The 12714-nt window shown below is 37.5% G+C and carries 13 protein-coding genes; 9 read left to right on the top strand and 4 right to left on the bottom strand.

All coding sequences use genetic code 11. From position 1 onward, the window contains the following. From gyrB to dnaA, 4 genes are all read right to left on the bottom strand, one after another. A complete protein-coding gene (gene gyrB / locus PHC29_02500) occupies positions 1–3744 on the bottom strand; it encodes a DNA topoisomerase (ATP-hydrolyzing) subunit B (GenBank protein ID MDD5108367.1) in 3744 nt (1247 codons plus the stop codon). Then, on the bottom strand, positions 3745–4029 hold the full coding sequence (locus PHC29_02495; protein MDD5108366.1) for a hypothetical protein: 285 nt from the start codon (positions 4027–4029) through the stop codon (positions 3745–3747). It lies immediately after the preceding gene. A gap of 4 nt (positions 4030–4033) precedes the next feature. Continuing rightward, a complete protein-coding gene (dnaN, locus tag PHC29_02490; GenBank protein MDD5108365.1) occupies positions 4034–5128 on the bottom strand; it encodes a DNA polymerase III subunit beta in 1095 nt (364 codons plus the stop codon). 141 nt (positions 5129–5269) lie between these two features. Next, on the bottom strand, positions 5270–6604 hold the full coding sequence (gene dnaA / locus PHC29_02485) for a chromosomal replication initiator protein DnaA (protein MDD5108364.1): 1335 nt from the start codon (positions 6602–6604) through the stop codon (positions 5270–5272). Between the two features lie 254 nt (positions 6605–6858). Here dnaA and rpmH point away from each other — a divergent pair, with 254 nt between their 5' ends. The 9 genes from rpmH to gmk all read left to right on the top strand — a co-directional run bounded on the left by rpmH (position 6859) and on the right by gmk (position 12694). Further along, the gene (gene rpmH / locus PHC29_02480) at positions 6859–6996 is read left to right on the top strand and encodes a 50S ribosomal protein L34 (protein ID MDD5108363.1); all 138 of its coding nucleotides are present in this window, start codon (positions 6859–6861) and stop codon (positions 6994–6996) included. Further along, positions 6987–7211, top strand: a complete 225-nt coding sequence (gene yidD / locus PHC29_02475; GenBank protein MDD5108362.1) for a membrane protein insertion efficiency factor YidD — start codon at positions 6987–6989, stop codon at positions 7209–7211. Before rpmH ends, yidD begins: the two co-directional genes overlap by 10 nt. Positions 7212–7217: 6 nt before the next feature. Next, positions 7218–8795: a membrane protein insertase YidC gene (yidC, locus tag PHC29_02470; protein ID MDD5108361.1), complete on the top strand. Its 1578-nt coding sequence runs from the start codon at positions 7218–7220 to the stop codon at positions 8793–8795. Beyond that, entirely contained in the window at positions 8792–8992 is a 201-nt protein-coding gene (locus PHC29_02465) for a Jag N-terminal domain-containing protein (protein ID MDD5108360.1), read from the top strand. Before yidC ends, PHC29_02465 begins: the two co-directional genes overlap by 4 nt. Positions 8993–9073: 81 nt before the next feature. Then, positions 9074–9838, top strand: a complete 765-nt coding sequence (locus PHC29_02460; protein ID MDD5108359.1) for an AAA family ATPase — start codon at positions 9074–9076, stop codon at positions 9836–9838. A 59-nt stretch (positions 9839–9897) separates the two neighbouring features. Further along, positions 9898–10755: a ParB/RepB/Spo0J family partition protein gene (locus PHC29_02455; protein ID MDD5108358.1), complete on the top strand. Its 858-nt coding sequence runs from the start codon at positions 9898–9900 to the stop codon at positions 10753–10755. Positions 10756–10758: 3 nt separating this feature from the next. Beyond that, positions 10759–11262, top strand: coding sequence for a nucleoside-diphosphate kinase (locus PHC29_02450; GenBank protein MDD5108357.1), 504 nt, complete (start codon positions 10759–10761; stop codon positions 11260–11262). Continuing rightward, positions 11259–12095 (top strand): YicC family protein, encoded by an 837-nt coding sequence (locus PHC29_02445; protein ID MDD5108356.1) that lies wholly within the window; start codon positions 11259–11261, stop codon positions 12093–12095. Before PHC29_02450 ends, PHC29_02445 begins: the two co-directional genes overlap by 4 nt. Further along, entirely contained in the window at positions 12095–12694 is a 600-nt protein-coding gene (gene gmk, locus PHC29_02440) for a guanylate kinase (GenBank protein MDD5108355.1), read from the top strand. The genes PHC29_02445 and gmk overlap by 1 nt, the downstream gene beginning before the upstream one ends. Positions 12695–12714 lie beyond the last annotated feature (20 nt).

Raw genomic sequence — 12714 nt, 5'->3', positions numbered from 1 at the left:
TTAAATATCCAAATTCTTTACCTGATGGGCATGGTTTTCAATAAATTCACGCCGAGGCTCAACCTGATCCCCCATTAACACGGTAAACATTTTATCCGCCTCAACTGCATCCTCTAAAGTTACCTGTAGAATAGTCCTTTTCTCAGGATCCATCGTTGTATCCCAGAGTTGCTGCGGATTCATTTCTCCTAAACCTTTATATCTTTGAATATGCATACCTTTGGATGCGACTTCTTTAATATAAACAAGCGCGTCTTTTAAACTAAAGGCCTCTTTTACATCACCATCATTCTCAATGCGATAAATTGCTTTAATTTTTTTCTCCCCCTCTTTCACGGTGCCGGGCTTGGGGATTATAATACTGCTAAAATACGTTTCAAATTCTATTCCTAATTTTTCTATTTTCAAAACGAATTCGTCAATTTCCTGTGCCTCAAAGAGATGCAGAACATCCTGTTCAATCTCTTTACCCTCTTTTTCTGTAAGCGCGGCCAACTCTTTATCAGAATAAACAAATTGGTCTTTTCCATCCACTTTTACCCTATAAATAGGCATTTTTTTGGTCTTTGGATGCCTAAAACTCAGGTATTCTGCAAAGTTTACTCCCTTTTTATCTAAATACCTGCCTAGCTTGTCCAGTTCAACCAAAAGCTTTAAAAGCTCCTTAAATTGATTATCAGTAAAAGTTTGCTTATCTTTTACCCGGATCAATTTATGCCCTTCACGCCCTAAATCTAAAAGCATATCATCCATCTGCTGTTCGGTTTGAATATACTCCTCGCGTTGGCCTCTTTTAATTTTATACAAAGGCGGCTGAGTAATATAAACGTGGCCTTCCTCAACCAATTTCGGCAATTGGCGATACAATAAAGTCAAAAGCAATGTACGGATATGCGAACCGTCGATATCCGCATCTGCCATAAGCATTAACTTGTGATACCTCAATTTGGACAGGTCAAATTCTTCGCCAATACCCGTACCTAAAGCGGTGATAATCGTGCGAATCTCTTCGTTGGATAAAATTTTATCTAAGCGGGATTTTTCAACATTTAAAATTTTTCCTTTGATCGGCAGAATAGCCTGAAACCTTCTATCTCGGCCTTGTTTGGCGCTATTATGCACGAACACGCCACTAGCCAAAGCAAAATTATGCGTATTCGGAACCTCTATATCATAAACATCAAATTTTTCCGTAAGCTTTTCAATGCGTTTTATTTTATGATTGTAGTTTTTCACCGCTTCTAACAAATTATTTTCATTATTAGCAAAAAACCTGTTTAAAAGAGTGCTAAATTTTACTACATTATTATCACGGATAGGCAGAATGCTTCGTTCATCATTATAGAGGGAAAGGCTGTCATGGCTCTCGTATACCATCCTGGCAAAAGCTAAACTATGATCTAAATAAGTCTGGTTATAAGCGGCTGTTCTCTTTGTTCTAAATTCTGGCGTCCGCTGCTCCTGAGTCTTATGCTTTCTCCATGCCAAGAGCTTAGTATCAGACCATTCTGTTTTGGCTTTTTTAAATAAATATTCTCTGGCTTCGGGATGGATGCTAAAATATTTTTTTACCCTACTGGCTTGTTTTAATCTATTCTCTTCTTTAGACCAATAATTCTTTTGGTTAGAGTCTAAAATTTGATTATTTTTCTTTTGATAATCAGGGTGGCTATAATAGAATTCTAAACACTTCTGCATCATATAGTTTTTATATTCATCATTTTCCCATTGTTTTTTTGCTCTTTGACTCAACATCTGTTTCATTTTCGGCGTACTCATAATTTTTCTAACTTTTTCTCGATGCGCTTTCGTCTGATGTGCCTTTTTGGATTTTTCTTTTACCTCTTTGCTATGCAGCGTCTTTTCAAGAACAGTTGTATGATATAAAAAATGTTTTTCTTTATTCATACGCACTAAATTATCCGGATTATTATTTAATTTGTTAAAATCTTTATGATGGACTGTATTCCCATGTTCTTTTAAATAAACACTTCTATTTAAATTATATCTATCAGATAATAAGTGGGTAAAAATCCACTTATTCGACTTTAAATCAAACACCATTTCATATCCTTCAATTATAATGCGGTGGCCAATTTTTGAATATTTGCGATACAGCGGCATTAAAGAATCCTGCGGAATTAAATCTTTTGCCATTTTATAACTACCATCCCTTAGCATAAACTTATGATCAGGAGTACAAATAATTTCTTCATTATTATCAAGAATGACTTTAATAACCTCGGCTGATTTTTTGGTTATTCTTGGGTTTTTTATTTCTCCAATACTAACTTCGCCTTCTCTATTAATGGTATAACAATAATGTTGTTTACCGGATTTTTCTTCGGTTAATAATTCTTTCAAGGCAACATTACGTCCGTCGGTTAAAGCAACTTTTGTATCTCCAAAAAAACATCCTCCGGCGCTGTCGCCTTCCACAATATACAGCTCACATAATGCCGCATCGCGTTCAGAACAATCCGCTAGTTTTCCGGGAAGGCCAGCTCCTTCTAAGGCTCCTTTTCTCCGGGTCAATTCACGCGCTTTGCGCGCAGCCTCCCTGGCTCGCGAAGCTACAATTACTTTATCGATAATTTTGTTGGCAACCGAAGGATTCTCCTCAAAATAGCCAGAAAGTGCCTCAAAGCTACTAGAAGCAACTAACCCCTCAACCTCAGAGTTCCCTAACTTAGTTTTAGTTTGGCCTTCAAACTGAGGGCTAGGAACCTTAACACTAATAACTGCGGTTAAACCTTCGCGCACATCATCGCCGGTAATCGCAATATTATCTTTAAGTAAATTCTTGGCTTTGGCATATTGATTAATACCGCGGGTTAAAGCGGATTTAAAGCCCGATAAGTGTGTCCCGCCTTCAACAGTATTAATATTATTAGCAAAGGAAAACATAGTTTCAGCATAGCCATCATTATATTGCAGGGCTACTTCGACATTCACATCATCCTGAAGCTTTTCAAAATAAACTACTTTGTTATGCAGGGGATTTTTATTCTTGTTCAGGTATTCAACGAACGAAACAATGCCTCCGGAAAATTCAAAAACAGCCTCTTTATCCGAACGCTCATCATTTAATTTTATTTTCAATCCCCTGTTTAAAAAAGCCAGCTCTCTTAGGCGCTGGGAAAGGATATCATAGGAATATTCTGTTTTGGGAAAAATTGTTTTATCCGGCTTAAAGGTAATTTTAGTACCAGTAGAAGTGCTTTTGCCAATAACCGTAAGCTTAGAAACCGTTTTACCGCGCTCATATCTTTGATGATAAATTTTCCCATCCCGTTTTACCTCTACCTCCAACCAATCTGAAAGCGCATTAACACAACTTACCCCTACCCCGTGCAAACCACCGGAAACTTTGTAAGAACGGTGGTCGAATTTCCCTCCGGCATGCAAAGTGGTCAAAGCAACCTCAACCGCAGGCTTATGTTCAGTTTTATGCATATCCACCGGAATACCGCGGCCATTATCAATAACTGTTATACTATTATCCGGTTGTATGGCTACGGAAATCAAATCGCAAAATCCGCCCAGGCTTTCATCAACGCTATTATCAACAACTTCAAAAACTAAATGGTGTAAACCACGCGTTGAAGTATCTCCAATATACATTGCCGGGCGGCGCCTGACCGCTTCAATGCCTTCTAAAACCTGAATACTGGTGGCGTCGTAGGCCTTTGTTTTATCATCGGGCTTAGGATTATTTTTTGTTTCTTCTTTGGTTTTTTTCACTTAAACTTCTCCGATACGGAAAATTATATTTTTGATTCCGGAATTTTCTTTTTTTAACCCTTCTAGTAATTCTTCTTTTTTTAAGCTTAAAATATACAGCCAAGCAGAAGAATCAACACTTAAACCAAGCATTCCCTTATTGAAATATTTAACTTTTATATGCTGCAACTCTTTCTTTGTCAAGGCTTTTTTTAACCATTCTTGAGGATCTCCGACTGAGGAATTGTTTTTTTTAACACCAAGCCCGCGCATAACCTCATCTAGGGTTTTTTTTAAAAGCTCCATATTTCTAATTAAGCCGCATAGGTAAAACTATATAAATATAGCCACTAATACGAATAACTCCTGGTTTTTCACCATCGGTTAACTCTAAATTAACAACATCTTCATCTAAACTCTTTAAAACATCCATTAAATAAACCGGGTTAAAACCAATCACCAACTCTTTTCCTTGATACTCTACTACCAACTCTTCATGAAACTCGCCAACATCAGGAGTAGACTTAGAAATAACCAGCTTGTTCTTAAAAACCTCTAGCTTTACCGCCTGGTAATCCGGCGTAGCCAAAAGTGCGGCTCGCTTTACCGCTAACAAAAACTGACTGCGCTCTATTTTTATTTTATTTTCGGATGCTACGGGAATAACCTGTTTATAATCCGGAAATTCTCCCTCAATAAGCCGCGATACAACCGCAACAGAGCCCAAATCAAAAAGCGCTTGATTACTACTAATCACTAATGATAGATCTCCAATATCTTTAAGATTACGATTTAATTCCTGGATTGTTTTAATAGGAATAATTATACTAACTTCGATATCTACTTCCACTCCAACCAATTTTCTCTCGGCAATCGCCAACCTTTTACCATCAGTAGCTACCAAAACCAATACTCCTTTATTAATTTTAAATAAAATACCATTTAAAACATAACGCGTTTCATCTAATGACGAAGCAAAAGAGGTTAATGACAACATTTGTCTTAGAGCACCCTGCTCAATCTTAATCACTTTTTTATCTTTAAATTCAGGAAGTTTTGGAAATTCCTCTTTAGCCAACCCCATAATTTTAAACTGACACATATCTGAATCAATAATCACCTGGTTGTTTTTTTTAGTAGTAATATTAACTACATCCAAAGGGAATTCTTTAATTATATCACTAAACCTCTTGGCTGGAATAGTGATCGCACCTTGTTCCAGGATTTCCCCAGGAATTGCACAGGTTATTCCTATATCTAAATCTGTTGCTGTTAGGCGCAAAAGTGCCCCTTGAGTCTCAATTAAAATATTAGAAAGGATAGGTAAAGCTGATTTTGAAGTAATTATGTTTTGTACAGCTTGAATTGCACTAATTAAATGATTTTTTTCTACTCGAAGTTTCATTTTTCAATCTCCTTCTATTTATATATATTTCAATACTTAAAACAGTAATAGTCGTAATATAACCTACTTTTTGTTAACAAGCACATAACTCTTTGTTTGAGGCATATTTAGGAGAAATAATGTATTCTAATAACTTGGGCATTACTGTTTAACAACTTGAATAACTTTTTCAACCCTTCCTTTTAGCTCCGGGTTTTGGATAATCTCTTCCTTGATTTTATTGTAAGAGTGTAAAACTGTAGTGTGATCTTTGCCACCAAAAAGTTCTCCGATTTCCGGGAGAGATAAATCCGTTAATTCCCTACTTAAATACATAGCAATTTGTCGTGGAAGCACAACTTGTTTGTTGCGTCTTTTTGTTTTAAGGTCCTGTAAAGAAACTCCGAATTCCTCGACTACGCAGCGTTGGATAAAATCTACAGTAATTAATTTTGTAGGTTCTTTGAGCAGGTCTTTCAGTACCTCTTTAGTTAATTGTAAGGTAACCGGAGCTTCCTCTAGCAAAGAATAGGCAATCGTTCTGATTAAGGCGCCTTCTAGTTCGCGAATATTGGTTTTAATTAATTGAGCGATAAAAAATATTACATCATCGGGAACCGTGACGGGTTCACGTTCAATTTTCTTCTTTAGGATTGCCACGCGTGTTTCTAGATCTGGGGGCTGGACATCTGTAGCCAGGCCCCACCCAAACCGTGAAATCAGCCGTTCCTGTAGGTTGGTAATTTCTTTAGGCGGCCGATCTGAGGAGAATACAATTTGTTTGTGAGCATCATATAAAGTATTGAAGGTGTGGAAAAACTCCTCTTGAGTAGATTCTTTTCCTGCGATAAAGTGAATATCATCAATAACAAGGACATCGAGGTTGCGGTATTTTTGGCGAAAAGCATTAGTAGAACGATGCGCTATAGCGTCGATAAGCTCGTTGGTAAATTTTTCACTCGAAACATAGCATATTTTTATTCCCGTTGGGTTATTGTTTTTTATTTGATGGCAGATAGCTTGGATCAAATGGGTCTTTCCCAGCCCCACTCCTCCATAAATGAATAATGGATTATATGTTTTAGCCGGTGAGTTGGCTACAGCTAAAGAATAGGCGTGCGCATGCCTATTGGAAGCCCCGATAACAAAATTTTCAAATGTATAACGCGAATTAAGATTGATACAACTAGCAGATGGAGCGTTCTTGATACTGATTTCATTGTTAGAAGGAATAGATAAATCGCTTTGAGCGGTGCTGACAACTAACTTTACTAACAGATTATCCACGCCCTTACGTTTTAAGGTATCCCGAATAAGTTCAAGATAATGTTTTTCTACCCAGTCTTTGAAAAATTGGTCTGGAGCCTCAAGATTTATACTGTGGTTATCTTGAGGTAAAAACTTCAGCGGAGCTATCCAGGTAGCAAAGATAGTATCGCCCATCCTTGTCTTTAAATCTACCTGTGCTTCTTCCCAATTCTTAATAAGCTCAACCATGGTTTTTATAACCGTATCTACAGAGTTAACAGCTTATACACAACTTGCATAAATCTGTGGATAAAATAGTTACTGCAAATTTTTTAAACAAAGCTATTATAACAGAGACCAAAATCCTTGCAAGTAAAAAAGTTAAACGTTAGTTATTATACAACAATATGCTTGGGCGTCAATAAAAAACTTGACCTTGCAATAAATGTATGTTACAATTCACAAAATTCGAAAGTATTTAACAATCTAAAGGAGCGGTAAAGATGAAGAAAAATTTAAAGACACCTACAAACATTGTCGGTAAAAAGCGCCATGGTTTTCGTAGTAAAATGGCTTCTAAATCCGGTAGAAAGCTTTTAGCGCGCCGACGGAGCAAAGGCAGGAAAAGGCTTTGTATTTAAAGCTAAGAAATTTTTCAATCGCCTTAATAGCAGGCTATCAAAAATTTTTAAGGCCGGTTTTGCCGCTATGTTGCCGGTTTGAACCAAGCTGTTCTGATTATACTAAGCAGGCAATTTTAAAATACGGAATAATAAGAGGAGTATGTAAGGGGTTAGCCAGGTTATTGCGCTGCCATCCTTTTTCTCGGCGCTCAGGGTATGATCCCTTAATATAAAATTCTATGGAAAAACGTTTAGTTCTAGCCATTGCCTTATCTTTATTAGTATTACTGAGCTGGTCAGCTCTAACTCCTAAGCCGGAAGGCAATGGTTTGGCTTCCTTTGGCCAAAGCCATAAGCCGCAACTAGTTGATAATAAAGGAGTTAATGCGATAAATGCTCAATTGCAGACTTCAGTAGCTACAGGGACAACCTTGTCTCCATCAGGCGTCGCTCCATTATCTGCGGACGCCAATGAGGTGAAAGAGACTGTTAAATTTACTCAAGATAGTCGAGAAATTATTTTTAATCCAAATAGGGCCGCTATTTTAGAGGTAATTTTTAAAAATAACATTGAGCACCGTCTACCGCTTAAAATTGGTTTTCTTAGTGACGAAGGCCTTGTTTTTAAACAGCAAAATATAACTAAAGATACCATCAGTTTTGTCCATGAAGATCAAGATAAGCGTATTGTCAAGAAGTTCACTATTCCTAACAATAGTTATGTCATAGAGTTAGAGATTAAGACCCAAAATTTATCATCCTCTCCTCTATTGTTGCAAAAACCTCAATTAGTTTTAGGAAGATTAGATTTGTCGGCTAAAAATTCCCAAGCACGATATCAGGACGTTTTGCTGGGAGGCAAGGAAAAAACCTTACACCTCGGAGCGGGTAAAGATTTTAGTGCTCCAGACGTGAAGTTTATTGGGCTGCGTGATCAGTATTTTTGCGCTATTGTTGAGCCCGTTAATTTTACCTCTAGCGGTTATGTTAAAAAAATTAATTCGCAAGAATCAGAAGTGGGTATTTTTTATAATGATGAGAATTTAAAACCTGGAGCTCAGATTGGACATTTATATCGCATATTTTTAGGCCCACAGGATCTTAAGCTGCTAAACAGCATTAAACCAGAATGGACACCTATTATATATTTTGGGATGTTTGATTTTATTGCTCAGCTTCTTTTACAACTTCTTGGATTTTTCTATGGCCTAGTTCATAATTGGGGCTTGGCCATAATTATCTTAAGCATTGCAGTCTATTTTCTATTATTTCCCCTATCGATTAAACAAATGCGCTCCATGAAAGAGATGCAGATCTTACAGCCTAAAATCGAAGCTCTACGTAAGGAGTTTAAAGATAATCCACAAAGATTAAATAAAGAAATCATGGAGCTATATAAAGAGCACAAGGTTAACCCGCTTAGCGGGTGTTTGCCACTTTTATTGCAGATGCCTATATTTTTTGCGCTTTATCAGGCGTTAATTCGTTCAGTAGATTTAAGAGGAGCGCATTTCTGGTGGATTAAGGATTTGTCTTCTCCGGACAAGCTTTTTGTTTTTAAAAATTCAATACCGTTGTTAGGCAACCAATTAAATATTTTACCAATTTTGATGGCTATTGGCATGTTTGTTCAGCAAAAGATTTCTATGGGTAAAGCAACTGGTGACGCTGCTCAACAACAAAAAATAATGATGATCATTATGCCGATCATGTTTGGAGTTATTTTTTACCAAATGCCGTCGGGATTGGTACTTTATTGGTTTGTAAATAGCATATTGATGTTGAGTTATCAAGTAAAAATTAATAGTCAAAAGTGAAAAAAGTAAAATATATTGAAGTTGAAGGGAAGACTGTGGAAGAGGCCATTGAAAAGGCCTTGCAAGAATTAAAACTCCCGCGCAACCGTGTAAAAATAGAAAGTGTAGTCGAGGAGAAAAAGGGGCTTTTTGGTATGCCCGGAGCTAAGCCAGCAAAGGTACGTGTAAGCGTAATTTCTAACAAAGAAAATACTTGACAAGTATTTTAGTTTTGAGATAATTAATTTAGTTAAAAAGGTACGTTTCTCGGGGAACCTTACGTAACCATAATAATATCAATGGGTAAAATAATCGCAATCTGTAACCAGAAAGGCGGGGTAGGTAAAACTACAACCTCGATTAATCTCGCGGCGTACCTGGCTATGGCAGGGAAGAAAATTTTGCTCATTGATTTGGATCCTCAAGCAAATGCTACTAGCGGTATTGGAATAAATAAACATGATATTCAAAAAAGCACATACCATATTCTTCTTGAAGAATTAAAGCTCGCCGATATTTTACAAAAAACAGCAATTGATAATCTTTTACTTGCCCCTTCTAATTTAGACTTAACTGGTGCAGAGGTGGAGCTGGTTGGGGCGCTTGGCCGTGAGTATAGATTAAAAAGGGCTTTGCAAATTGAAAAAGAAAATTTTGATTTTGTGATTATTGATTCTCCGCCTTCCTTAGGATTACTTACGATTAATGGGCTATGTGCTTCTGATTCAGTAATAATTCCTGTCCAATGTGAATATTATGCCTTAGAAGGCTTGACGCAACTTCATAATACAGTTAGACTTGTAAAAGAAAACCTTAATCCTACCCTAAGTGTTGAAGGCGTGCTTTTAACTATGGCAGATTTTCGCACCAATCTTACTAAAGAAGTTATTCAGGAAGCGCGCAATCACTTTAAGGATAAAGTCTATAATACAGTAATTCCTAGAAATATTCGTTTAACCGAAGCACCGAGTTTTGGTAAGCCGATTGCCTTGTATGATAAAGACTCTTTAGGCGCTCAGAAATATGAAGAGTTGAGCAGAGAAATTTTAGGCTTACAAATATAAGTTACACCCGGCGTTTATTTGAATTGCGCCGGTGTTCCCTTATGGGAAGGAGCTGCTTAATGGAGAGAAGAGCTTTAGGAAAGGGTTTGGGTGCATTAATACCTGAGAAGGTGGTTGATGCTACAACACGTAAAGAAGAGATTATTTATGTCCAGTCTGGACAAATAAAACCTAATCCTTTTCAGCCGCGTGAAGATTTTGATCAGCAAAGCATTGAAGAGCTGGCGCAATCAATCAAAGAGAAAGGTGTTATTCAGCCGCTTTTGGTTAGGCAAAGAGGTGACAATTATGAATTGATTGCCGGAGAAAGAAGATTTCGCGCCTCTAGTTTGCTGGGATTAAAAGAGATACCAGTTATTGTTAGAGAGGTCAGCGACCAGGATTCTCTTGAATTAGCTTTGATTGAAAATATCCAGAGGGAAGGATTAAATCCCATTGAAGAAGCGCATGCTTATCAACACTTAATTGATAAATTCCAAGTTACTCAGGAAAAAATCAGTGAAGTTTTAGGTAAAGCAAGAGTGTCCATTACTAACACTTTACGCCTGCTTAAACTTCCTCATGAAATTCAGGGGGAGATGAAAAAGGGCCGGATTAGTTTTGCACACGGTAGGGCATTACTTGAGATTGAGGACGAGAACCAACAGCGAAGGCTTGCGCAGGATACCATTGCCAAGGGGCTCTCGGTGCGCGAGCTGGAGAATCTGATAAAAAGTAAACGGCCTAGCTCAATAAAAAGAAGTATCGGTCAAGGCACTCGTGAACCGCTTGTGGCAATTCTTGAAGAACAGCTTCAACATGCCTTGGCCACTAAGGTCAGGATAAGTAAAAGAAAAAAACGCGGGCATATCAATATCGAATTTTATTCGCAGGAAGATTTAGAACGCATAGTTGGTGTTATTAAAGGAGGAAAATAAATAATGGAACAAGCAGTCTTAATATTAATTAAGCCCGATGGGTTGAAAAAATCTTTGACCGGTAATATTCTTACGCGTTTATCCGAGACAAAACTTGAAATTGTTGCTGCAAAAATGGTGCGTGTATCAAAGGCTTTAGCGCAAGAGCATTATCAGCATTTAAAAGATAAGCCTTTTTTTGGCGAGATTATTCAATATCTGCAAGGGGAGTTCCATGACCGCAAAAAAGTTATGGCTCTAGTTTATTGGGGGATTGATGCAATAAAAAAATGCCGGGATTTGGCCGGCGCTACCAATCCGGAGGAGGCGGAATCAACATCTATCCGTGGCTCTTATGGGAGAATTACGACCAGCGGAATATATGAAAATGTAATCCATGTTTCATCAAATGATTCTGAAGCACAAAGGGAGATTAAGCTTTGGTTTGATCCAGATGAGATTATTGTTGACCTTTATCCTGTAAAAGATGTAATACAAAAAGAAGTTGAGAGGAAGGTTTGGGCATGAAAAAAATAATCAGCAGCATGACTGGCTTTGGTAGTCATGAAATAGAGATTGATGTTATCGGAAGAATCAGTGTGGAATTAAGGTGCACCAACCATAAATTTTTAGAATCCGTTTTTAATTTACCGGAAGGCTTAATTTCTTTAGAGGACAAACTAAAGAAAGAAATCGAAAGTCAAATCAGGCGGGGAAGGGTTTATTGCGCTATAAACATAAAAGACCAGGTTATCCATGGTATATTTGTAAACCGCAAGCTACTTAAAAATTATTTACATGAGCTAAATGGCATAAAGAAGGAGTTTAAAATCAAGGATGGTTTAACCCTTGATTCATTAATTCGCCTACCCGGAATTTTATCGCTTAAAGAAAGCCGGCCTACAGGAAGCCATATTTGGGATAAGCTTAAACCCGTTTTTTTGCAGGCACTTATGAATTTATTGAAGGCCCGTCAGAAAGAAGGGGCAGCCTTGGCAAGTTTATTAAAGAGTAGAAGTGAATTGCTTAATAAAGATGTGCTTTTTGTCAAACAGCGTTTTACAGTGGCGATAAAGAATAGGATTAAGAAAATTCAAACGCCTGAAGAACGCCTGGCTTTTCAAAAAGGCGCCGATATTGCTGAAGAGATAGACCGTTTGCATTTCCATATTAAGAATTTCCAGCATAAAATTGCAAGTGGCGGTTCTGTTGGCAAGGAATTGGATTTTATTACACAAGAGATGCAGAGGGAGGCTAATACTTTGGCGGCAAAGTCATTTGATTTGGTAATTTCTGGACGTGCCGTGCAGATGAAAAGCCAGATTGAGAAGATTCGCGAACAGGTGCAAAATATCGAGTAGTGAAAGCCGAAAAAATAAAAAATAAACCGGGGAAAATTTTTATTATCTGCGGGCCTTCGGGTTCAGGCAAAACCACCCTTCTGAGCTGTTTAATCAAAGACAGAAAAATCGCTAAGCTGCTTGTAAAATCATGTTCAGTTACCACCCGTCCCAAGCGTTCTAGGGAAAAGGAGGGTAAGGACTATTTTTTTGTTACCCAAGATCAGTTTCGGCAGCTGTTAAGGGCAAAAAAAATTCTTGAATGGACCAGGTATTTGGGCTATTATTACGGAACGCCTAGGGGGCCATTAGAAAGCCAGATTAACGTTGGTAAGAATATTGGTTTATGTTTAGATCTTAAGGGCGCCGCGATTCTTAAGAAATTATATCCTAAGAATACGGTAAGGGTTTTTGTTTTGCCTCCTTCGCTTGATGTGCTTAAAGCTAGGATCCAAAGCCGTTGCAGTAAGACTAATAAAAAAGAAGTAGCTTGGCGTATACGTCTGGCGGCTAAAGAATTATTAGCTGCGCGCCGATTCGATTATTGTATTTTGAATCAAAACTTAGAAATTGCACTCGAAGAATTAAAAGATATATTTTTACAAGAAATTCGCATTTAACATTTACTTTTAGGGGGTAA

Source organism: Candidatus Omnitrophota bacterium, assembly GCA_028712255.1.
Taxonomy (GTDB): domain Bacteria; phylum Omnitrophota; class Gorgyraeia; order Gygaellales; family Profunditerraquicolaceae; genus UBA6249.
Note: the sequence above shows the minus strand (reverse complement) of the source record. Positions and strands in the feature narration are given on the sequence as shown.